This is a genomic window from Kribbella sp. NPDC004875 (genome assembly GCF_042873375.1).
Taxonomy (GTDB): Bacteria; Actinomycetota; Actinomycetes; order Propionibacteriales; family Kribbellaceae; genus Kribbella.
Genome location: NZ_JBIALI010000001.1, coordinates 856,700 through 877,098 on the forward strand (window position 1 = coordinate 856,700; position 20,399 = coordinate 877,098).

General features: G+C 70.0%; 21 protein-coding genes. 9 read left to right on the forward strand and 12 right to left on the reverse strand.

Annotated features, from left to right (window positions below; all coding sequences use genetic code 11):
• The first annotated feature begins 14 nt into the window (after nucleotides 1-14).
• Complete coding sequence (locus ACFYRH_RS04030) at nucleotides 15-3,173, forward strand: BTAD domain-containing putative transcriptional regulator (protein ID WP_387767720.1); 3,159 nt, start codon at nucleotides 15-17, stop codon at nucleotides 3,171-3,173.
• 84 nt (nucleotides 3,174-3,257) lie between these two features.
• Nucleotides 3,258-4,670: an FAD-binding oxidoreductase gene (locus tag ACFYRH_RS04035; protein WP_387767723.1), complete on the forward strand. Its 1,413-nt coding sequence runs from the start codon at nucleotides 3,258-3,260 to the stop codon at nucleotides 4,668-4,670.
• On the opposite strand, the gene ACFYRH_RS04040 is transcribed toward ACFYRH_RS04035, so the two are convergent.
• The 4 genes from ACFYRH_RS04040 to ACFYRH_RS04055 all read right to left on the reverse strand — a co-directional run bounded on the left by ACFYRH_RS04040 (nucleotide 4,660) and on the right by ACFYRH_RS04055 (nucleotide 6,916).
• Nucleotides 4,660-5,064, reverse strand: a complete 405-nt coding sequence (locus ACFYRH_RS04040) for a GNAT family N-acetyltransferase (RefSeq protein WP_387767726.1) — start codon at nucleotides 5,062-5,064, stop codon at nucleotides 4,660-4,662. The two genes, ACFYRH_RS04035 and ACFYRH_RS04040, sit on opposite strands and share 11 nt — an antisense overlap.
• Before the next feature lies 1 nt (nucleotide 5,065).
• Nucleotides 5,066-5,644, reverse strand: a complete 579-nt coding sequence (locus ACFYRH_RS04045; RefSeq protein ID WP_387767729.1) for a class I SAM-dependent methyltransferase — start codon at nucleotides 5,642-5,644, stop codon at nucleotides 5,066-5,068.
• The gene (locus tag ACFYRH_RS04050) at nucleotides 5,641-5,874 is read right to left on the reverse strand and encodes a hypothetical protein (RefSeq protein ID WP_387767732.1); all 234 of its coding nucleotides are present in this window, start codon (nucleotides 5,872-5,874) and stop codon (nucleotides 5,641-5,643) included. Before ACFYRH_RS04050 ends, ACFYRH_RS04045 begins: the two co-directional genes overlap by 4 nt.
• 175 nt (nucleotides 5,875-6,049) lie before the next feature.
• Nucleotides 6,050-6,916: an HIRAN domain-containing protein gene (locus ACFYRH_RS04055; protein ID WP_387767735.1), complete on the reverse strand. Its 867-nt coding sequence runs from the start codon at nucleotides 6,914-6,916 to the stop codon at nucleotides 6,050-6,052.
• A 231-nt stretch (nucleotides 6,917-7,147) separates the two neighbouring features.
• Here ACFYRH_RS04055 and ilvA point away from each other — a divergent pair, with 231 nt between their 5' ends.
• Nucleotides 7,148-8,458, forward strand: a complete 1,311-nt coding sequence (ilvA, locus tag ACFYRH_RS04060) for a threonine ammonia-lyase IlvA (protein WP_387767737.1) — start codon at nucleotides 7,148-7,150, stop codon at nucleotides 8,456-8,458.
• On the opposite strand, the gene ACFYRH_RS04065 is transcribed toward ilvA, so the two are convergent.
• The 6 genes from ACFYRH_RS04065 to ACFYRH_RS04090 form a co-directional block, all read right to left on the reverse strand.
• The gene (locus ACFYRH_RS04065) at nucleotides 8,455-8,907 is read right to left on the reverse strand and encodes a hypothetical protein (protein WP_387767740.1); all 453 of its coding nucleotides are present in this window, start codon (nucleotides 8,905-8,907) and stop codon (nucleotides 8,455-8,457) included. The two genes, ilvA and ACFYRH_RS04065, sit on opposite strands and share 4 nt — an antisense overlap.
• Nucleotides 8,908-8,978: 71 nt before the next feature.
• Nucleotides 8,979-9,221: a LuxR C-terminal-related transcriptional regulator gene (locus ACFYRH_RS04070; protein ID WP_130386717.1), complete on the reverse strand. Its 243-nt coding sequence runs from the start codon at nucleotides 9,219-9,221 to the stop codon at nucleotides 8,979-8,981.
• Nucleotides 9,222-9,226: 5 nt separating this feature from the next.
• The gene (locus ACFYRH_RS04075) at nucleotides 9,227-10,648 is read right to left on the reverse strand and encodes a rhamnulokinase family protein (RefSeq protein WP_387767743.1); all 1,422 of its coding nucleotides are present in this window, start codon (nucleotides 10,646-10,648) and stop codon (nucleotides 9,227-9,229) included.
• Between the two features lie 10 nt (nucleotides 10,649-10,658).
• The gene (locus ACFYRH_RS04080; RefSeq protein ID WP_387767746.1) at nucleotides 10,659-12,692 is read right to left on the reverse strand and encodes a bifunctional aldolase/short-chain dehydrogenase; all 2,034 of its coding nucleotides are present in this window, start codon (nucleotides 12,690-12,692) and stop codon (nucleotides 10,659-10,661) included.
• Nucleotides 12,693-12,698: 6 nt separating this feature from the next.
• Complete coding sequence (rhaI, locus tag ACFYRH_RS04085; RefSeq protein ID WP_387767749.1) at nucleotides 12,699-13,862, reverse strand: L-rhamnose isomerase; 1,164 nt, start codon at nucleotides 13,860-13,862, stop codon at nucleotides 12,699-12,701.
• Nucleotides 13,863-13,866: 4 nt separating this feature from the next.
• Nucleotides 13,867-14,208 (reverse strand): L-rhamnose mutarotase, encoded by a 342-nt coding sequence (locus ACFYRH_RS04090; protein ID WP_387767752.1) that lies wholly within the window; start codon nucleotides 14,206-14,208, stop codon nucleotides 13,867-13,869.
• Nucleotides 14,209-14,403: 195 nt separating this feature from the next.
• Between ACFYRH_RS04090 and ACFYRH_RS04095 the strand changes: the two genes are divergently transcribed.
• Together ACFYRH_RS04095 and ACFYRH_RS04100 are read left to right on the forward strand one after the other, a co-directional pair.
• Entirely contained in the window at nucleotides 14,404-15,480 is a 1,077-nt protein-coding gene (locus ACFYRH_RS04095; RefSeq protein ID WP_387767755.1) for a LacI family DNA-binding transcriptional regulator, read from the forward strand.
• Nucleotides 15,481-15,549: 69 nt separating this feature from the next.
• The gene (locus tag ACFYRH_RS04100) at nucleotides 15,550-16,620 is read left to right on the forward strand and encodes a YbhN family protein (protein ID WP_387767758.1); all 1,071 of its coding nucleotides are present in this window, start codon (nucleotides 15,550-15,552) and stop codon (nucleotides 16,618-16,620) included.
• Between the two features lie 3 nt (nucleotides 16,621-16,623).
• Here ACFYRH_RS04100 and ACFYRH_RS04105 read toward each other — a convergent pair whose 3' ends face one another.
• Nucleotides 16,624-17,259 (reverse strand): TetR/AcrR family transcriptional regulator, encoded by a 636-nt coding sequence (locus tag ACFYRH_RS04105; RefSeq protein ID WP_387767761.1) that lies wholly within the window; start codon nucleotides 17,257-17,259, stop codon nucleotides 16,624-16,626.
• A gap of 95 nt (nucleotides 17,260-17,354) precedes the next feature.
• Here ACFYRH_RS04105 and ACFYRH_RS04110 point away from each other — a divergent pair, with 95 nt between their 5' ends.
• The 4 genes from ACFYRH_RS04110 to ACFYRH_RS04125 are packed head-to-tail and all read left to right on the forward strand — an operon-like array spanning nucleotide 17,355 to nucleotide 19,737.
• Nucleotides 17,355-18,158: an alpha/beta fold hydrolase gene (locus ACFYRH_RS04110; protein WP_387767764.1), complete on the forward strand. Its 804-nt coding sequence runs from the start codon at nucleotides 17,355-17,357 to the stop codon at nucleotides 18,156-18,158.
• Between the two features lie 29 nt (nucleotides 18,159-18,187).
• A complete protein-coding gene (locus ACFYRH_RS04115) occupies nucleotides 18,188-18,859 on the forward strand; it encodes an aldo/keto reductase (protein WP_387767767.1) in 672 nt (223 codons plus the stop codon).
• A complete protein-coding gene (locus ACFYRH_RS04120) occupies nucleotides 18,790-19,131 on the forward strand; it encodes an aldo/keto reductase (protein WP_387771709.1) in 342 nt (113 codons plus the stop codon). Before ACFYRH_RS04115 ends, ACFYRH_RS04120 begins: the two co-directional genes overlap by 70 nt.
• Before the next feature lie 54 nt (nucleotides 19,132-19,185).
• A complete protein-coding gene (locus tag ACFYRH_RS04125) occupies nucleotides 19,186-19,737 on the forward strand; it encodes a DUF4240 domain-containing protein (RefSeq protein WP_387767770.1) in 552 nt (183 codons plus the stop codon).
• On the opposite strand, the gene ACFYRH_RS04130 is transcribed toward ACFYRH_RS04125, so the two are convergent.
• Nucleotides 19,734-20,399 carry a hypothetical protein gene (locus ACFYRH_RS04130; protein WP_387767773.1) on the reverse strand — a complete coding sequence of 222 codons (666 nt, stop codon included), beginning with the start codon at nucleotides 20,397-20,399 and terminating at the stop codon, nucleotides 19,734-19,736. The genes ACFYRH_RS04125 and ACFYRH_RS04130 overlap by 4 nt on opposite strands.

A 20,399-nucleotide genomic window follows, 5' to 3' on the forward strand; every position in this document is an offset into this window, starting at 1 on the left:
CGGGGGAGGGTGTCGTGCGGATTCAGTTGCTCGGGGGGTTCGGGATCGAGCGCGGCGGCGTGCCGGTCGACGGTCAGGCCTGGCGGCTGCGGAAGGCCCGGACGCTGGTCAAGATGCTGGCGTTGGCTCCGGATCAGCGGCTGCACCGGGACCTGCTGATCGAGGAACTGTGGCCGGATCGGCCGCCGGCGTCGGCGGTGAACAACCTGCATCAAGCCTTGCACGTCGGACGCCGGGTGCTTGCGGGGGACGACCCGAGCGACGGCCTGCTGGAGTTGCGGGACGAGTTCGTCGTACTGCGGGCCGGTGAGCCGGTGGAGGTCGACGTACGGACCTTCGAACGGCTGGCGGTGGCGGCGCGGGCCAGTGGGCGGCTCGCCGAGCTGCGCGCGGCGGTGGGTGCGTACACCGGCGATCTGCTGCCGGAGGACCGGTTCGCGGACTGGGCCACGCGGCCGCGGGAGGAACTGCGGGCGAGCTTCTGCGATCTACTCGTCGAGTTCGCCGACGTGGCCGGACCCGACGTGGAGGCGTACGACGCTCTGCAGCGCGCGCTCGCCATCGATCCGCTGCACGAACGTGGGGTTCGGAGCCTGATGCGCCGGCTTGCCGCGATGGGGCGGTCGTCCGAGGCGCTGGCTCAGTACGAGCGACTGCGTGGCGAGCTGCGGACGGCGTACGGCACCGATCCGGACCCGGAGACCCAGCGCGTGTACCGCGATCTGCTGACCGGCGATGTCGAAGAGCCGGCGACGGCACCCCGGCACAACCTCGCGCCGGCTTTGACGAGCTTCGTCGGTCGCGAGCGGGAGATCGCGGACGTCCATCGCCTGCTGGAGCGGGGCCGACTCGTCACCCTCACCGGCGTGGGTGGTGCCGGCAAGACGCGGCTCGCCGAGGAGACGGCGCGCCGGCTGCTCGACTCGTACACGGACGGGATCTGGATCGCGGACCTGGTGCCCGTCGCGGATCCGCGGCTGGTCGCGGACACCGTCGCGGAGGCCCTCGGGCTGGACCCCGCCGCGGGTTCGGACTCGCTGCGGATCCTGATCGGCCGCCTTGCCCGACGCAACCTCCTGCTGGTGCTCGACAGTTGCGAACACCTGCTCACCGCGTGTTCCGAACTCGCCGGCGCCGTACTGCGCACCTGTCCCGGCATCACGATCCTCGCGACCAGCCGGGAACCCCTGCATGCGCAGGGCGAAGTGACCTTCCGGGTACCGTCGCTCGAACTGCCGGAGGCCGAGGACGCGGCGGACCCGGCCCGATTGGAGACCTTCGCGTCGGTCCGGCTGTTCGTCGAACGGGCCCGGGACGTGCGCCCCGGATTCGTGCTCAGCACAGACAATGCGGCGGCCGTGGTCGAGATCTGCCGCTGCCTCGACGGCATCCCGCTCGCGCTCGAGCTGGCCGCCGCGCGGGCGTCGCACCTGGAGCCGGCGGAGATCGCGGAACGTCTCGGCGACGCACTTCCGCTGCTGACCCGGCACGGCGAGATCACCCGGCACGCCACGTTGCGGGCGGTGCTCGAGTGGAGTCACGCGTTGCTCTCGGACGACGAGCAGGTGGTACTGCGGCGGCTCGCGGTCTTCGCCGGCGGCTTCGCGCTCCGGTCGGCCGAAGCGGTGTGCGCGGACAAGCGGATTCCCGCCACGGAGGTGCTGGACCATCTCGGCCGGTTGGTCGACAAGTCCTTGCTGCAGGTCGATCACGACGGTCCGCGGTCCCGTTACCGGCTGCTGGAAACCATTCGGCAGTTCGCCCGGGAGCGACTCGTCGCGGCGCAGGAGCTCGGGCACCTGGAGGCCGCGCACTGCCGGTATTTCCTGGAGCTCGCGCTGGACCAGGACCCCGAACGGGCCGGCATCGTCGAGCGTCCGCAACTGCTCGACGTCGACCACGACAACCTCCGGGCCGCGCTCGCCTGGGCCCTGCGCAACGATCACGAGCGGGCCTTGCTGCTCGGGCTCAGCCTGTCGCAGTACTGGCTCGCACGGGGCCATTTCGCCGAGGGAGCGGATTGGCTCGAGCGCATCCTCGAGGTGGCCGTCGAACCGTCCCGCGATCGGACCCGAGCGCTCTTCGCGCTGGCGATCCTGGACGCGCGGCGCGGCCTGAGCGACCGGATGCCCGGTCTCGGCGACCGGGCCGTCGCCGTCGCCGAACAGTCGGACGAACCGGCCGACCTGGTGTCCGCGCGGGTACTGCGCGGCACGCTCCTGCTCGGCAGCGGGGACCTGAACGAGATCGAGCAGACCGCCTCGGAAGCGCTCGCGCGGGCCGACGCACTGGGCGCCGAGGCCGTGGCCGCCACCGCGCAGGGGCTCGCCGGGATGGTGGCTCTGTTCCGCGAGGACGGCGAACCGGCGCAGCGACGACTCGCCGAATGCCTGCGGCGACTGAGCCTGATCGACGCATCGGTAGCTCCGTTCTTCCCGGCCGTCACGATGTGTCTGCCGCTCGCACCGGTGCGCGAATCGATGCTTCCGGTGTTCGAGGAGACGTTCTTGCTCGGCCGTCGGGTCGGCGCGATGCGTGGTACCGGGTACGCCTGGTCGGCGTTCGCGGACGCCTGTCGGCTGGCCGGTGACCTCGGCGGCGCACTCGACGCCGTACGGCGGTCCGTCGACACCTTCGCCGCAGTCGAAGATGCCGCCGGACTCGGCCACGCGCTGAACCATCTCGGCTGCATCGAACGCGATCAGGGCCTGTTCGACCCGGCCGGCGAGCATCTGCACGAGGCGTTGCGGATTCGCGAGCAACTGGGAGATCGCCGTGGCGAGAACCTGACGCTCGCCAACCTCGGCCTGCTGTCCGCCGCGGCCGGCGACCCCGCGGAGGGCCGGCGCCTCACCAGGATCGCCGTCGACCGGGGAGACGCGGTCGACGACCGTCCCGGCGCCGCGGGCGCGTTGCTGGATCTGGTCGTCGTCGAGCTGTTCGCGGGCGAACGCCGGACCGCTCGGGCGCTCGCCGAGCAGGCCGTCGCGGCCTTCCGCCCGCAGGGCTACCTGCGGCTCGAGGCGTGGGGACGGCTGATCGCCGCCGAGCTCGCCGCGGACGACGGTGACACCCAGGCACGCACCGGCCACGGGCAGGTGGCTGCCGAGCTGTTCGGGCGGCTGGGCTGCCGGATCGGGACCGCCCGGACGGCCGCGTTGATGGCCGGCTAAGCCACGCTAAGCCACTGCGAAGGCGGCGTTCCTAGCGTCGTTGGTGTCCAGGAAAACCTCCTGGTCCGACGCTTAGGAGTGGACATGACAACAACGCAAGCGCGACAGGACACCCTCGGGGAGGCCACGCTCGGTGAGTTCGCAGAGGGTCTCCGTGGCGAACTGGTCCGGCCGACCGATCCGTCGTACGACGAAGCCCGGTCGATCTGGAACGCCGCGCACGACAAACGGCCCGCACTGATCGTGCGATGTCACGGCGCCGCCGACGTCATCCGGGCGGTCGAGTTCGCGCGCAGCGAAGGGCTGGCGCTCGCGGTCCGCGGCGGCGGGCACAGCATCCCCGGTTTCTCGACCACCGACGGCGGCCTGGTGATCGACCTGTCGCCGATGAACACCGTCCGGATCGACCCCGACCGGCGCCGGATCGTGGCGCAGGGCGGATGCACCTGGGGAGACGTCGACGCCGAGGCGCAGGCCTTCGGGCTGGCCGTCACCGGCGGTCTGGTGTCGACCACCGGGGTCGCCGGGTTCACGCTCGGCGGCGGGATCGGCTGGCTGGTACGGCGGGCCGGCCTCGCCTGCGACAACCTCGTCGGGGCCGACATCGTCACCGCGGACGGCCGGTACCTCCACACCAGCGAGGACGAGCATCCCGAACTGCTGTGGGCCTTACGGGGCGGCGGCGGAAACTTCGGCGTGGTCACGTCCTTCGAGTTCAAGGCCCACGAGGTCGGTCCGATGGTGCACGCCGGCCTGGTCTTCTACCCGGGCGCGGAAGCAGCCCGCGTACTGCGTGGTTTCGGTGCGGCGGCGGGATCCGCACCGGACGAGTTGTCGCTGGCGATCAACCTGACCACCGCGCCTCCGCTGCCGTTCCTTCCGGAGGACGTCCACGGCAAGCCGATCGTCGCCGTACTCGGGATGTACTCGGGGCGGACCGAGGACGGGGACGCGGCGACCAAGCCGTTCCGCGAACTGGCTCCGGTGATCGCCGATCTGTTCGGGCCGATGCCGTACACCGCGATGCAGACGCTGCTCGACCCGCTGTTCCCGCGCGGGATGCGGAACTACTTCCGGTCGGCGTTCTTCGGCGACCTCGGACCGGCGACCGTCGACGCGCTCGTCGCGGCGCACGACCAGGTGCCCAACGGCGTGTCCGAGCTGCACGTCCACCATCTCGGCGGCGCGATGGGCCGGGTCCCGGCGGACGCCACCGCGTTCGGCACCCGGGACCACGAGTTCATCCTGAACGTGGTCGCCCGGACGCCGGATGCCGAGGGGTACGACGAGGCCGTCCAGTGGGCACGTTCCTCGGCCGCGTCGCTCGGGCCGGACGCGGCGTCGTACGTGAACTTCACCGGGGAGACGAACGAGGACATCGTGCGGGCGTCGTACCCGGCGGCGACGTACGACCGGCTGGTGGCGGTGAAGAACACCTACGACCCGACCAACCTCTTCCACCTCAACCAGAACATCCGGCCGACGGCTACAGCATGAACCAGTAGTTGACGGTGGCGCCTTGGGTGGCGAGCCCGCCGCCCAAGGCGTCGTACAACTTGCGGGCCGGGACGTTGCCGGCGCCAGTGGTGAGAAACATCTTGGTCGCGCCGGCCGCCCGGCCCGCGCTGATGAACTCGGTCACCAGCCAGCGCCCGATCCCCTGGCCACGCCGGGACTCGACGACCGCGAGGTTGTGCAGGTAGAGCATGGACGCACCGTCCGGGCGGGGCAGCCGGTAACCCCAGCACCAGCCGGCGACCTCGTCGTCCACGGTGGCGACGAAGATCAACGTGCCGGCAGCGCCCAGGTAGCCGGCGTCCGCGTCGGCGTTCTGGAAGGTCCGGACGGCACGCGCCAGTAGGCCCGCGTCGGGTACGGCGACCTCGGCCATCTCACTTCCTCCAGGTGATCGAGTAGCGGAACAGCAGATGGCGACGGTACGCCGACCCCGGGAGCACGTCGCTCGCCAACGTCCGCATCTCCCGAAACGTCGTCGGCGGCGGCCACACCGTCGGCGAAGGATGTTGCCAGTGGCCCTTGACCGCGCGATACGCCCACCCCGCGGCGACACCGGCCAGCGCGAACGGCAGGTCCTGCGGCAACGTCTCCCGCGCGAGTCCGATCACCACCAGTACGCCACCCGGGCGCAGCAGTTCGCCCATCCGAAGCAGCCCGGCGCGCGCGCCGACGTGGTGCAGCGTGGCGACCGATGCGACGACGTCGTACGACGCGGGTTCGAACGGGTACCGCAGGAAGTCGCCCTCGACGTACTCGATGTCGTCGCCGGACTCGCGCGCCAGTTCCAGGCTCGGCGTATCGAGGTCGATCCCGGTGACCTCAGGTACGACCTGGCGCAACTCGCGCGCGAGCATGCCCTCGCCGCAGCCGATGTCGAGCGCCCGTTCGGCACCGGGCGGGACCGCCTGGAGGATCCGCGGGTGGTAGTGGATGTTGTGGTTCCACCGGGTCACTCGACTTCCTGGAGGGCGGCGTCGATGGCGGTGCTCAGGGCCTCGTCGTCATTACCGCGCCAGGTGTGCTGCGCGGCGCACATCCACTCGTCGGGCTCCGGCGGGATCACGCAGCCGAACAGCCGGACCTTGCCGGCCGCGGCCGCTTCCCGCGCAACTCGCGTGGGCAGGCCGTACAGGATCGGCACTCCCCGTTGTCCACAGACCGGGCACTCCGCTGCGTTCGCCATACGGCCAACGTACGCTGGCACCGGCCGACGCACGGTCGCGCGAACCGACGTCGTATGCCGCCCCACCGGCCGCGAGCCGACAACCTTCGCGGCCTGGTGTGGCGGCAACCTGCAGTCGTTCAAGTAGCTCCGCAGTACCGGCCTGGTGAGGCATGGTCAGTACTGCGCAGCCGCCTTAGTTCGCTTCTTTGGTGGCCCAGTAGTGCCATTGCGGGGAAGCGACTGGGGAGCGGGCCAGTCCGTCCGGCCAGGTGGCCGGCAGGTCGTGACTCCGTGCCGCGTAGAGGATCACCTCCGATGCGATCCGGTCACCGCGCACAGCGACGCGGGCGGCGGTCTCGGCACGCATGTCGGACAGGTAGTGGATCGCCGGCAGGAACTCGGCGCTCAGCCGCGGGCTGAGCCGGCCGACGGGTTCGTCGTCGAGCCGGATCTCGACCACGATCCGGTGCCGGTCCTGAATGCTGTCCTCCTCCTCGATCGCGTGCATGGTGGCGTACGCCCAGCACTCGCCTTCCGCGCGGAAGAACGGCGCCAGCACGTCGGGATGCACCTCGCTGCCCGGGACGACGATGCCGCTGCCGGGCGGCAGCAGGTGAAAGCTGCCTGGCGGGGGCAGGTTCACCGGCACGAGCATGTGCGGCTGCCCGAGGGCGACCGCGACACTGGCGTGGAACTCGGTGCCCTGGGCGCCCTTGCCGTCCCAGTCCGCCGGCTCCCACTCACTCACCCACAGGTGGCACGGCACCTGCGGTTGCAGGCCTTGCGCCACCAGTTCTGACAGCACCGGGTGGTACCGGTGCGCGTCGTCCCTCGGCAGATAGCCGACAACCTTGCCCTGCACCCGAACGGCGATCGACCGCGGGTCGAAACGGTTGTGCGGTTCCGGGACGAGGTCCGCCTCGGTGTCCAGATCTGCGCCACGCGCCGGGATGGGGTCCGGGAACAGGCTACGGATCGCCTGCTCGTGCGGGGCCTCCCGCACGACTTCCTGACCACACCACAACGCGTCTCCCCACAGACTGAACGGAATCAGTTCCATCTGTGCCCTCCAGTCCTCACTGACCGGCTTTATCCGGCTCATCTCTTCCGGGGGCCCGGTCGTTACACCGTGTGAGCGTATGAAAACTAGACTGCCCAGTGAAGAGCCGTTTCACGCATGGTGCAAGAGTCTGATACGCAAAGGTATCCACCGGTCCGGACTCTGGACGCGGATCGTCTTGTGCAGCGAGCGAATCGGCGAAGATCGTGCAAATGCACGGGAAGGAACGTCATGCAGGGCAGCAGTTCAGTCGCTCGATCGACCACTCGGGACGGCGCCGGCGCCGTCGGCACCGTCGATATTGTTGACGCCGCGGCGATCGAGGCGGCGATCCAGCGTTTGGACGGCGTCGCCGTCCGTACGCCGTTGCAGCGCAATCTCCGCCTGTCCGAGCGCACCGGAGCGCAGGTCTGGCTGAAGCGTGAGGACCTGCAGATCGGGCGTTCCTACAAGCTGCGCGGTGCCTACAACCTGATCGCCCAGCTGGACGACACCGCCAAGGCCGCCGGCGTCGTGTGCGCGAGTGCTGGCAACCATGGTCAGGGGCTGGCGTATTCGTGCCACATCCTCGGTGTCCAGGGCAAGGTCTACGTCCCGCGGACCACGCCGCGGCAGAAACGGGACCGGATCGCGGCGCTCGGCGGGAAGCAGATCCAGGTGATCGTCACCGGCGACACGTACGACGACGCGGCCGCCGCGGCCCTCGCGGAGAGTGCGGCGACCGGGGCAACGATGGTGCCGGCGTTCGACGATCCGCGCACCGTCGCCGGGCAAGGGACGGTCGCCGTCGAGTTGGTGGAGCAGCTCGGGCACGCACCCGACGTACTCGTGGTGCCTGTTGGCGGTGGCGGTCTCGTTGCAGGGGTTGCAACCTGGATCGCCGAGCGGCATCCCGGCGTACGGATCGTCGGGGTGGAGCCGGACGGCGCGGCGAGTATGGCCGCCGCGCTGGCGGCCGGTGAGCCGGTGACGTTGCCCCAGCTGGACAGTTTCGTGGACGGTGCCGCCGTACGACGGGTCGGTGCCGTGACCCTTCCGCTGGTACGGCGGGCCGGCGTCGAGCTGATGTCGGTGCCCGAGGGTCTGGTCTGTTCGGAGATGCTCGCGCTCTACCAGACCGACGGGCTGATCGCCGAGCCCGCGGGGGCGTTGTCGACAAGTGCCCTGGGCAACGGCCTCGAGGTGCGCCCGGGCGAGACGGTCGTCTGCCTGCTCTCCGGCGGCAACAACGACGTCAGCCGGTACGGCGAGATCCTCGAGCGATCGCTGGTGTACGAAGGGCTCAAGCACTACTTCCTGGTGACATTCCCGCAGGAGCCCGGCGCGTTGCGCACGTTCCTCGACGACGCGCTCGGCCCGGACGACGACATCACGCTCTTCGAGTACGTGAAACGCAACAACCGTGAGACCGGGGTCGCGTTGGTCGGCCTGGAGATCAGCAGCCGCGAGGACCTCCCGGGCCTGCTGGCCCGGATGGAGGCCACGCCGCTGGACATCGAGCGCATCGACCCGAACTCTCCCGAGTTCAGGTACCTGATCTAGTCCGTTCGCGAATGCTTCGGGTGCCGCGGGTCGTGCGGATGGCTGCCGTCGTCCCAGTTCGCCGGGTGCTGGTCGGGCGATTCCATGGTCTCGCGGCGGCCGTCGTCCGGCCACAGGTTCTGGGCCTGGTCGCGGTGCTCCTCGGACTCCGCGCGGGCCTGCGCGGCGGCCTCACGGCGTTCGCTCGCACCGGCTGACAGCCGCCGTGCCTCGGCCGCCTGCTCGTCGGCGACCGCCTGTGCCTTGCGGGCCCGGGCATCGACCTCGTCGGCGACGGCTTGCTGTTTCTCGGCCTGCGCCGCGCTCGCACGGGCCTGCTGCTCGTGCTCGTACGCCGCGCGCTCGGCGCGATCCCGCGACCTGCGCGACATCGCGCCGGCGATCAGCGCGACGACGATGACCAGCACGGCCACGGCGACGACGATCCAGACAATGGTCATTCCGTTCATCGGTCCTCCTCGGCTCGATGTCCAGAACGTCCGGTACCCGGAGGCCGTCGCCGGTTAAACGCCCTGCTGTCTCAGACGAGCCCGCGGCGGGCCGCCCACACGATGGCTTCGATCGCGGTGCTGAAGCCGAGCCGGTCACAGATCAGCCGCGTCCGGCGACGGACAGTGCGTTCGGACAGGTCGAGGCGGCGGGCGACGCCGTCGACCGGAAGGCCGGTGGCGAGCAGCCGGAGCAGCTGCAGGTCGTCGTGGCTGATCTCGCGCGGCGGTACCCGGCGGGCGAGCGGTCGGAGTTCCTGGGGGAGGACGGTCATGCGAATCACCTTGTTCCGAACATCCGGGACTCGGCGGCGTCCCAGTCGGCCGGTTTGCCCTGCGGGTCGTAGCGCCGCAGAGAATGTGTGGACCGGACCAGCGCACGCATCGCGCGCAGATCCGGGAACGGCTCGCCGAGGGCGCGAGCTTGGACGAGGACGTTGCCGAGCGCGGACGCCTCAACAGGTCCGGCGAGCACCGGAACACCGCACGCATCGGCGGTGAGCTGACACAACAGCTCGTTCTGCGATCCGCCACCGATCACATGCAGTACGTCGACCTCGCGGTCCGCGAGCGACTGCGCGGACCGCAAGGTACGCCGGTACGCCAGCGCCAGACTCTCGAGGATGCACCGCACCACGGCGCCCCGCGACCGCGGCGGTTCCTGCCCGGTCGCCCGGCAGTGCTCGTCGATCCGGGACGGCATGTTGCCAGGAGCAAGGAACTCGGGAGCGTCCGGGTCGATCAGGACCGCGAACGGCGGCGCCTCGGCCGCGGCGCGCAACAGACCGGCGACGTCGTCGTCGCCCCAGATCCGCTGGCATTCCTGGAGGATCCACAGCCCCATCACGTTCCGCAGGAACCGGATCCGGCCGTCGACGCCGCCTTCGTTGGTGAAGTTCTCCGCGCGCGCCTCGTCGGTCAGCACGGGCGCGTCGAGCTCGAGCCCGACCAGCGACCACGTCCCCGACGAGATGTACGCGAACCGATCGCCCGCCGCGGGCACGGCAACGACAGCAGATGCCGTGTCATGCGATCCGACCGCGATCACCGAGATCTCCGGCGCCAACCCGGTCTCGTCGGGCAGTACCCTTCCCACCACGTCACCGGGCTCCCGCAGTTCCGGGAACAGCCGGCGCGGCAGTCCCATCCGCGAGATCAACTCATCGCTCCAGTCGCGCGCACGAACGTCGTACAACTGGGTGGTCGAAGCGTTGGTCCGCTCGACGCCGAGTTCGCCGGTCAGCCAGTAGCCGAGGAGGTCGGGGATCATCAGCAGGCTGCTCGCGCCTGCCAAGGAGTCGACTGCCAGCTGGTAGATCGTGTTGAACGGGAGCTGCTGCAGGCCGGTCGCGGCGTACAGGTCCGTAGCGGGGATCTTCTGCAGCACCTGGTCCATCACGCCGTCGGTGCGGGCGTCGCGGTAGTGCACTGGGTTACCCAGCAGGCGGCCGGACGCGTCGAGCAGCCCGTAGTCGACAGCCCAGGAGTCGATTCCCAGGCTGTCGATCGAGCCGGCCGACCGCAGCCCTTCGAGGATCGAGCGGTAGAGGTGCAGGATGTCCCAGTGCAGCGTCCCGCGCAGGCGGACCGGCCCGTTCCAGAACCGGTTGAGTTCGCGCAGTTCGAGGACGTGCGGACCGACCTCGCCGAGCATCACCCGCCCGCTCGACGCGCCCAGATCCACCGCGGCAACCCGCTTCACGGCCGCGCTCCTACCGCAGGAACGCGGCAGCCACGCCGGCGTCGACAGGCACGTGCAGACCGGTCGTGTGCGTCAGGTCCCCACCGGTCAAGGCGAACACCGCGGCGGCGACGTTCTCCGGCAGGACCTCGCGCTTCAGCAGCGTCCGCTGCGCGTAGTACGCACCGAGCTCCTCCTCCGGTACGCCGTACACCGCGGCCCGCTTCGCGCCCCAGCCACCGGCGAAGATGCCGGAGCCACGGACCACGCCGTCGGGGTTCACGCCGTTGACCCGGATCCCGTGCTCGCCGAGCTCGGCCGCGAGCAGCCGGACCTGGTGCGCCTGGTTCGCCTTCGCGGCGCCGTACGCGACATTGTTCGGACCCGCGAAGACCGCGTTCTTGCTGGAGATGTAGACGATGTCGCCGCCCATCTCCTGGTCGATCAGGACCTTCGCGGCCGCCCGCGAGACCAGGAACGAGCCCTTCGCCATCACGTCGTGCTGCAGGTCCCAGTCGCGTTCGGTTGTGTCCAGCAACGACTTCGAGATCGACAGCCCGGCGTTGTTGACGATCAGGTCGACACCGCCGAAGGCCAGCACGGCCTCGCGCAGCGCCGCCTCGACGGCCTCCGCGGACGACACGTCCGCGCCGACCGCGACCGCCACGTCGGCCGATCCGATCTCCTTGGCGACCGCTTCGGCCGCCGCCTGGTCCAGGTCCGCGACCACCACACACGCGCCCTCGGCCGCGAGCCGTTGCGCGATCGCCTTGCCGATCCCCGAGCCACCACCGGTCACGAACGCGACCCGGGTCGCCAGCGGCTTCGGCTTCGGCATCCGTTGCAGCTTCGCCTCTTCGAGCGCCCAGTACTCGATCCGGAACTTCTCCCGCTCGTCGATCGGCGCGTACGTCGACACCGCCTCGGCGCCGCGCATCACGTTGATCGCGTTCACGTAGAACTCGCCGGCCACCCGCGCGGTCTGCTTGTCCTTGCCGAAGCTGAACATCCCGACGCCCGGGACCAGCACGATCGCCGGGTCGGCGCCGCGCATCGCCGGGCTGTCCGGCTCGGCGTGCCGGTCGTAGTAGGCGGCGTACTCCTCGCGATAGGCGGCGTGCAGCTCCTTCAACCGCGCCACGGAGTCCTCGACCGACGAGTTGGCCGGGAGGTCCAGCACCAGCGGGCGGACCTTGGTCCGGAGGAAGTGGTCCGGGCAGGACGTGCCGAGCGCGGCCAACGCGGCGAGCTTCTCCCGCGCGGTGAACTCGAGCACGACCTCGGAGTCGTCGAAGTGGCCGACCTGCGGCTTGTCGGTCGACGCCAGACCACGGATGACCGGCGCCAGTGCGGCCGCCTTCAGGCGCCGCTCGGCCGGGTCGAGCGGTTCGTAGCCGGCCACCACGGCACCGAACGGTTCCGCGACACCACGCTCGGCGAGGAAGCGTTCCGCCGTACGGATGATGTCCAGGGAGTTGGCCTCGCACTCCGCGGAGGTGTTGCCCCACGCGGTGATGCCGTGACCGCCGAGGATGCAGCCGATCGCCTGCGGGTTCTCCCGCTTGACGGCCGCGATGTCCAGCCCGAGCTGGAAGCCGGGCCGCCGCCACGGGACCCATACGACACGGTCGCCGAAGCACTCCGCGGTGAGTTTCTCACCGTCGGCCGCGGTCGCCAGCGCGATCCCGGAGTCCGGGTGCAGGTGGTCGACATGAGGGGCGTCGACCAGTCCGTGCATCGCGGTGTCGATCGACGGTGCCGCGCCGCCCTTGCCGTGCAGGCAGTAGTCGAACGCGGCGACCATCTCGTCCTCGCGGTCCACGCCGGGGTAGCTGTCGACCAGGGCGTTCAGCCGGTCGAGCCGCAGTACGGCGAGACCCTTGGTCGTGAGCGTGCCGAGGTCACCACCGGAGCCCTTCACCCACACCAGGTCGACCGGCTGCTGAGTGACCGGGTCGGTCTGCGTACCCTTCGCCGAGGTGTTGCCGCCGGCGTAGTTGGTGTTGCGTGGATCGGCACCCAGTCGGTTGCTACGCGCAACGAGCTCGGCCGCAGTGTCGCTCATGCTGGTTCAGGCTCCCCATCCGGCTTGCTGACCGCCTTGACGGTCCTTGGTGATCTGCTCGAAGTAACCGCTGCGCTTGTACGCCGCGACCGGGTCGGCGTCCCGTCCCTGCGACTCGCGGAGTTCCGCGAGCAGCGGTCGGACGTCGGTGTTGTACGCATCCATCAAAGCCGCGTTCGCACCGAGCACGTCGCCTTCCTGCTGGGCCTTGCGCAGCGCGTCGCGGTCGACCAGCAGCGCCTTCGCCGTGGCCTCCTGGACGTTCATCACCGAGCGGATGATCGCGGGGATCTTCTGCTCGATGTTGTGGCACTGGTCGAGCATGAACGCGATCCCGCGATCCGGGTCGAGCGCGTCGCCGCGGACGATCTCGTTCATGATCCGGAACAGCTGGAACGGGTCCGCGGCACCGACCATCAGGTCGTCGTCGGCGTAGAACCGGCTGTTGAAGTCGAACGCACCGAGCTTCTTCGTACGCAGCAGGAACGCGACGATGAACTCGATGTTGGTGCCCGGCGCGTGGTGCCCGGTGTCGATACAAACCGTCGCCTTCGGCCCCAGCTCGAGACAGTGCGCGTACGACGTACCCCAGTCCGGCACGTCCGTGGTGTAGAAGGCCGGCTCGAAGAGCTTGTACTCGAGCAGCATCCGCTGGTCGTCACCGAGCCGGTCGTAGACCTCCCTGAGCGCGGTCGCGAGCCGGTCCTGGCGGTCCTGGATGTCGTCCTGCCCGGGGTAGTTGGTGCCGTCGGAGAACCACAGCTTCAGGTCCCGGGAGCCGGTCGCGTCCATGATGTCGACGCATTCGAGCAGATGGTCGGTGGCCTTCCGCCGGACCGCCGGGTCCGGGTTCGTGACGCTGCCGAGCTTGTAGTCGTCGTCCTGGAACACGTTGCTGTTGATCGCCCCGAGCCGGACACCCTGCTCCTTGGCGTACGCCGCCAGCGCCGCGTAGTCGTCCACCTTGTCCCAGGGGATGTGCAGCGCGACGCTCGGCGCCACCCCGGTGTACTGGTGGACCACCGCCGCGTCGGCGATCTTCTCCTCCGGCGACCGCGGGACGCCGGGCTGGGTGAACACCTTGAACCGGGTCCCCGAGTTGCCGAACGCCCACGAGGGCAGCTCGATCTCCTGGCGGCTCAGGGCGGCCTTCACGGCATCGGTCGTCATGGTGTCAGTCCCCTTCAGGAGCATGTGCGGACAGATGGAAGATCTCGGGCAGCAGCAGGAAGGACTCGTCCGGCGGCCGGCCGTCGATTCCGGTGAAGAAGTCCGTCATCTGCGCCTGCCACCGGGCGTTCACCTCGGTCGCCGCCATCGCCTTCTGCGCCGCCTCCAGGTCCTCGGACTCGACGTAGCCGATCAGCAGGCCGTCGTCGCGGAGGAACAGCGAGTAGTTGTGCCAGCCGGAGTCACGCAACGCCGCCTGCATGTCCGGCCAGACGTCGCGGTGCCGATCGACGTACTCGTCGAGCCGGTCGGGCCGAACCTGCAGGCAGAAGCAATAACGATTCACTGCGTCACCTCTACCTGGGGCGGACGGAGTCGGTGAAAGGTTTCAACGACGTCCCCTGACGCTAAGCGTGAGCCACCGGAGCCGTCAAGAGGCTGACCACCTTTTGCGGCCGATCCCGGACCGGCACCGCCGGGATTCGCCGGACAGCGGGTATTCTTCGGCAGCTAAGACGTTTCAAGTGCGCAGGGAGGTCTCGTGTCCGTGGACGATGCGGAAGCCCTGCCCGAACGGACCCGGCGGCGCCGGGCCCCGAAGCCGCACGCGGCCGGCGTGAAGGCGGTCGCCGCCGCGGCCGGGGTCTCGCTGGGCACCGTCTCGAACGTGCTGAACCGGCCCGAGGTGGTCAGTCCGCTGACCCGGGCGAAGGTCGAGGCGGCGATGGCCTCGCTGGGTTTCGTGCGCAACGAGTCGGCCCGGCAGTTGCGCGCCGGCTCCAGCCGGATCCTCGCCTACCTGATGCTCGACGCCGGCAACCCGTTCTTCACCGACGTCGCGAAGGGTGTCGAGGAGGCCGCCCGCGAGGCCGGACTGTCGGTGTTCCTCTGCAACAGCAGCGAGGACGCCGACCGCGAGGCGGCGTACCTGGATCTGCTCGAGCAGCAGCGGGTGCAGGGCATCCTGATCACACCGATCGACCAGAACTCGTCCCGCCTGCGCAAACTGCCCTCCCGCGGTACGCCGGTGGTCGTGGTGGACCGGGCCATCGACGACGCGGAGCACTGCTCGGTCGCGGTGAACGACGTCCTCGGCGGGGAGCTCGCGATCGCCCATCTGCTCGAGCTCGGCCACCAGCGGATCGCGTACGTCGGCGGACCGAACACCATTGGCCAGGTCATCGACCGGCGCAACGGCGCCCGCCGCGCGCTCCGGACGGCCGGCAAGCCCGCTGCCGATCTCGTCGAGCTGACCACCGGCGCGCTCACGGTCGCCGAAGGTAGGGGCGCGGGGCAACGACTCGCCGGCCTCCCGGCGAACCGCCGCCCGACCGCGGCGTTCTGCGCGAACGACCTGCTGGCGCTGGGATTGCTGCAACAGTGCGTGAGCCTCGGGCTGCGCGTCCCGGAGGATCTCGCGATCGTCGGGTACGACGACATCGAGTTCGCCGAGGCAGCCGCCGTACCGCTGACGTCGGTGCGGCAGCCGCGCCAGCTGCTCGGACGGACCGCCGCTGAACTGCTTCTGGACGAGTCGTCGAACCCGGACCACGAGCACCAGCGCGTCACCTTCACCCCCGAACTCGTCGTCCGGACCTCGACCCGAGGAACCCTCTGAGCGCAGCGCGTCACGGCATCGGGGTCACGGTATGGTGCGAGGCGAAGGGTGCTTGGTACGAGGTGAGAGATGCGCGTCGCAGGGGGCTTGGTACGACGCTGGGGCGGCCGCGCGGTTGGCCTGGCGATCACCGGCATCGGCCTGTACATCGTCGCGCCGAGCCTGCTGTCCGTCTTCGGATCCTGGCCCCGCCTCGCGGACATCGAGCCCTGGTGGTTCCCGGTGCTCGCGCTGTTGGAGACCGCCAGCTTCGCTGCCCTGTGGTGGCTCGCCGAACTCGCCATGACGCAACAGGACGGCGGCCAACAGCCAGAGCCGCCGCCACTGGGGTGGGGGACGATCGCCACGGCGCAGCTCGCCGGAAACGCGGCCAGCAAGGTCGTCCCGGGCGGCCCGGCCAGCGGTAGCGTCGTCCAGGGCAGGCTTCTGATCCAGGCCGGGCAGCCGGGGCCGGTCGTCGCCTCCGCTCTGACCGCCATCGGTCTGATGACCACTGGCGTACTGCTGCTGTTGCCGATCCTGACCGTGCCTGCTCTGCTGATCGGTCCACCGCCGGCTCGGCAACTGGAGTTCGGTCTGCTGGTCTCGCTGATCATGGCGGTCGTCATCGTCGGCCTCGGGCTGACCGCGCTGACCTGGAAGCGTTTCGTCGTACTGATCGGTCGTGGAATCGGTCGCGCGATCCACGTCGTCAAGCGGAGTGTGACCGCCGACAGCTGCGCCGCGTCGCTGGTCGCGCAGCGGGATCGGGTCGCCGCTGCCTTCGAGGGCCACTGGTGGGGCGCGGCGTTCGCGGCGGCAGCGAACCGCATGTTCGACTACGCCGCACTCGTGGCGGCACTGGTGGCGCTCAACGTGCACGCCCGCCCGTCCGAGGTGCTGATGGCGTACGTCGTGGCTCAGGCCCTCGCGCTGATCCCGATCACGCCCGGCGGTCTCGGCTTCGTCGATGCCGGTCTCGCCGCCCTGCTGGTCCTGATCGGGGTCGACACGGATGCGGCACTCCTCGGCACGCTGCTGTACCGGCTCGTGTCGTTCTGGCTGCCGATCCCGGTGGGCCTGCTGGCCTGGGCGGGCTGGCGGATCCACCGGCATGTCACCGACCCGTCCCGGACCCAGGCCGTCACGGACGACGAGTAGCGGTCAGGCGCCGTACGCGGCGAGGAAGACCTCGGTCGCCCGGTCCGCGAGCTTGTCCAACTCGTCCGGCTTGGGCCGCTGCCGCGTGCCGGCGAACATCGCGCGGTTCATCGGCTTGTACATCACCAGACCGGCGAACTGGTACGCGGCCAGCGTCGGGTCATCCAGCTCCTTGAGCAGACCGCGGTCGCTCAGTTTCGCCAAGGCCTGCCCGAGCGCGTCGAGGGACTGCTCGAAACCGCTGGTGAACCAGGCGCCGCACACCTCGGGGAACCGGTCCGCCTCCGCGATCACGAGCCGGCGGAGCTGCAGAACGCTGTCGGCGGTGAGGCTCTGGAGCAGTCGATGCGCCAACGCACGCAGGGCTTCCCGGGCGTCGGCGGCTCCGTCGAGAGTGTCGACGTACGCCTGGAGGAGGCCGTCCATCAGCTGGTCGCTGGTGCCGAGCACGATCTCGGCGAACAGGCGTTCCTTGTTCTCGAACTGCTTGTAGACGGTCTGTTTGGAGACGCCGGCCCGGGCCGCCACCTCGTCCATGCTCGCGCCGAGGTACCCGTGCTGCAGGAACACCTCGGTCGCGGCGGCCAGGATCGCGCGGCGCTTGCGCGGCGTCCGGCCTTCGGTCTCCACCTGCTCCACGAAGCCCTCCTCCGGTCCGATCCGGAAATCATACTAGACAGTCCAGTTCTCTCCTGAGTACTGTACGGTCTAGTTCCTAAGGAGGGGAGATCACCATGAGCACCGTGACATCCACCGACGGCACGGCGATCGCGTTCGACGCGTACGGCGCCGGCCGGCCGCTGATCCTGGTCGACGGGGCGACCGCGCACCGCGCCGTGAACCCGGCGAACGCCGAGGTCGGGAAGCTGCTGAGCGACTCGTTCCGGACCTACGTGTACGACCGTCGCGGGCGGGGCGCGAGCGGCGACACCGCGCCGTACGCGATCCAGCGGGAGATCGAGGACCTCGACGCGTTGATCGCGGACGCCGGGCAGCCGGCCATCGTGTTCGCCTGGTCGTCGGGTGGCCTGCTGGCGCTGGACGCCGCGGCCGCCGGGCTGCCGATCGCCGGGCTGGTGCTGTTCGAGCCGCCGGTCGTCGTGGGCGACGTCCGTCCGCCGCTGCCGGCCGACTACGTCGAGCAGCTCGACGCGTTCGTCGCCGAGGGCCGTCGCGACCGGGCCGCCGAGCTGTTCATGACCGCAGCCGCGGGGATGCCTGCCGAGGCGGTCGCGGGGATGAAGCAATCGCCGTACTGGGCGCCCGTCGAGGAGATCGCGCACACGATCGCGTATGACGGCCGGATCATGGGCACCACGATGTCCGGCAACCCGTTGCCGGCCGAGCGGTGGGCCGGCGTGAAGGTCCCGGTCCTGGTCCTGCACGGCGACCAGACCTGGCCCGCCCTCTCGGCAGGCGCCGAGGCAATGGCCGCCCATCTCCCGACCGCCACACTCAGAGTCGTCCCCGGCGAGAACCACAGCACCGAGCCGGCAACGCTGGCACCAGTACTCCGTGAGTTCGCCGACTTGACCTAGTCCGCACTCCAGCAGTTTGGATCTGGCGCATGACGAACCTTGCGCTAGGAGCGATGGAGTACGGATCCCGGATCGACGAGCAGACCTCGTTCCGGCTGCTGGACGCGTACGTCGACGCGGGCGGCGAGTGGATCGACACGGCGAACTGCTACGCGTTCTGGCAGCACCCGAGCGGTCACGGTGGACAGAGCGAGGAGCTGCTCGGGCGGTGGCTCGCGCAGCGTCCCGGCGTACGGGACCGGGTCAAGCTGGCGACGAAGGTCGGGTGCGAGCCGCTGTGGCCGGGCAGCTACCCGGAGCACGCTGAGGGCTTGAGTGCCAAGGCGATCGACGCGGCGCTCGAGACCTCGCTGCGCCGGCTCTGCGTCGACCACATCGACCTGTACTGGGCGCATCGGGACGACCGTGCGACACCACTCGAGGAGACCGCGACCACGTTCGGGAAGCACGCGGCGGCGGGAACGATCGGCCGGATCGGCCTGTCGAACTACGCCCTGTGGCGCGTCGAACGCTTCCACGGCGTCGCCGCCGGCCTCGGAGTCATGGGCCGACCGCGTTGCAACTGCGGTACTCGTACCTACAGCCGCGGCCCTTCGTCCGCGACCACGCCCACGACCACCGCTTCGGCTGGATCACCGACGAGGTCCTCGACTACGCCGCGACCAATCCCGAGCAGCAGCTCTTCGCCTACAGCCCACTGATGGCCGGCGCCTACGAGAACCGCGCCGACCGCCCCCTCGACCCGGCCTTCGACCACCCCGGCACCACCCGCCGCCTCGAGGCCCTGACCGACGTCGCCACCACCCTCGGCGTCACCCGCTCCGAGGTAGTCCTCGCCTGGCTCACCACCGGCACCCCACCCGTCACCCCCATCGTCGGTATCAGTACCCCGGCGTACCTCCAAACCGCCCTCACCGGCACCCGCCTCACCCTCACCCCCGCCCACCGCACCCAACTCGACGAGGTCTGGTAATTCACCGCGGATCAGCGCTCCCGTTGGACCCGGGGTCGGTGAGATGGTTTGGGGGTGGACAGGGATGGTTTCTGGGGGCTGGTCGAGGATGCGCGGGCCACGGTGGATGACACCGTGGCGGATCCGGACGGGGTGGCGGACGCGTTGACCAAGGTGCTGGGAATGGCGGAGGCCGGGGAGATCGCCGGGTTCGGGATCGAGCTGGCGCGGCTACAGGTCGAGTCGTACCGATGGGATCTGTGGGCGGCGGCGTACCTGATCAACTCCGGTGCCTCGGAGGACGGGTTCGACTCGTTCCGTGGCTGGCTGATCGCCCAGGGCAGGGAGGTGTGGGACGCGGCGCTGACCGACCCGGACTCGCTCGCCGACGTGGTCGACGAGGACCGGCCGGAGGGCTTCGAAGGGTTTGACGGGGAAGGGATGCTGCACGTCGCGAGTCACGCGTACAAGAACGTGACCGGTGACGAGGCGGCGTACTGGAAAGCGGTCGACGCGGACGCGCCGGACACCCCGGATCTGCCCGCGGGCAACGAGATCGACTTCGACGACGCCGACGAACTCGAGTCCCACCTGCCGCGGCTCGCCGCCTTGTACCTGGACACTTAGGCCGGTTCCCCGCCGAGTCTCTCGATGGCGTTGCGAAGCCGGCGGCGCCAGCCGGAGCGGCCTGCCTCCTCGTCCGCGGCGGCGAGGCTGACCAGGTGTTGCGCCGTCTCGAAGCCCTCGGCGATCTGCGGTTCCGTCTCGGTCAGCGCCGACTGCGGTTCGTCGTGGTCGTACTCGATCGGCCGGCTGGTCCATCCGAACCCGTCCGGCACCAGCAGCTCAGGTACCAGCGTCTCGTGACTGAGGGACGCCAGCTCCTTGTCCCCGTTCCCGATGCTGAAGATCGTCGTACCGCGGCGTCGTACGTCGCTGATTCGCTCCAGCAGCGTGGCGGCCGGATTCTCCTCGGCAACGACCAGCAGGGACTCACCACGACCTGAGTCCCGCAGCCGGTCCAGACCAATCGCCAAGTGGGGCGGGGCATCCGGTGGCGGCGCCCAGCGGACCAGGGACGGCCGCATGTCCTCCACGCCGGCCCGGTGCAGCTCGTCGTCCAGGTGAGCGGTCAGGTGCCAGGGCTCGTCGTCGACCGGTCCGAACAGCATGAGACCGCTGCGCCTGGTGGTGAACCGCCGCAACGCATAGCCGAACTCAGTGGTGCGACTACCCAGCTCGGTGCCGCTCAGCATCTCCCGGAGGAGTGACGCCCTGGTGAGGTCCAC

What these genes read in the sequence shown, in the direction of transcription:
- ACFYRH_RS04100 (WP_387767758.1), top strand. Translation starts at nt 15,550, where the DNA reads ATGCGCGTCGCAGGGGGCTTGGTACGACGCTGGGGCGGCCGCGCGGTT.
- ACFYRH_RS04055 (WP_387767735.1), bottom strand. Translation starts at nt 6,916, where the DNA reads ATGGAACTGATTCCGTTCAGTCTGTGGGGAGACGCGTTGTGGTGTGGT.
- rhaI (WP_387767749.1), bottom strand. Translation starts at nt 13,862, where the DNA reads ATGACGACCGATGCCGTGAAGGCCGCCCTGAGCCGCCAGGAGATCGAG.
- ACFYRH_RS04080 (WP_387767746.1), bottom strand. Translation starts at nt 12,692, where the DNA reads ATGAGCGACACTGCGGCCGAGCTCGTTGCGCGTAGCAACCGACTGGGT.
- ACFYRH_RS04070 (WP_130386717.1), bottom strand. Translation starts at nt 9,221, where the DNA reads ATGACCGTCCTCCCCCAGGAACTCCGACCGCTCGCCCGCCGGGTACCG.
- ACFYRH_RS04050 (WP_387767732.1), bottom strand. Translation starts at nt 5,874, where the DNA reads ATGGCGAACGCAGCGGAGTGCCCGGTCTGTGGACAACGGGGAGTGCCG.
- ilvA (WP_387767737.1), top strand. Translation starts at nt 7,148, where the DNA reads ATGCAGGGCAGCAGTTCAGTCGCTCGATCGACCACTCGGGACGGCGCC.
- ACFYRH_RS04035 (WP_387767723.1), top strand. Translation starts at nt 3,258, where the DNA reads ATGACAACAACGCAAGCGCGACAGGACACCCTCGGGGAGGCCACGCTC.
- ACFYRH_RS04040 (WP_387767726.1), bottom strand. Translation starts at nt 5,064, where the DNA reads ATGGCCGAGGTCGCCGTACCCGACGCGGGCCTACTGGCGCGTGCCGTC.
- ACFYRH_RS04110 (WP_387767764.1), top strand. Translation starts at nt 17,355, where the DNA reads ATGAGCACCGTGACATCCACCGACGGCACGGCGATCGCGTTCGACGCG.
- ACFYRH_RS04115 (WP_387767767.1), top strand. Translation starts at nt 18,188, where the DNA reads ATGACGAACCTTGCGCTAGGAGCGATGGAGTACGGATCCCGGATCGAC.
- ACFYRH_RS04065 (WP_387767740.1), bottom strand. Translation starts at nt 8,907, where the DNA reads ATGAACGGAATGACCATTGTCTGGATCGTCGTCGCCGTGGCCGTGCTG.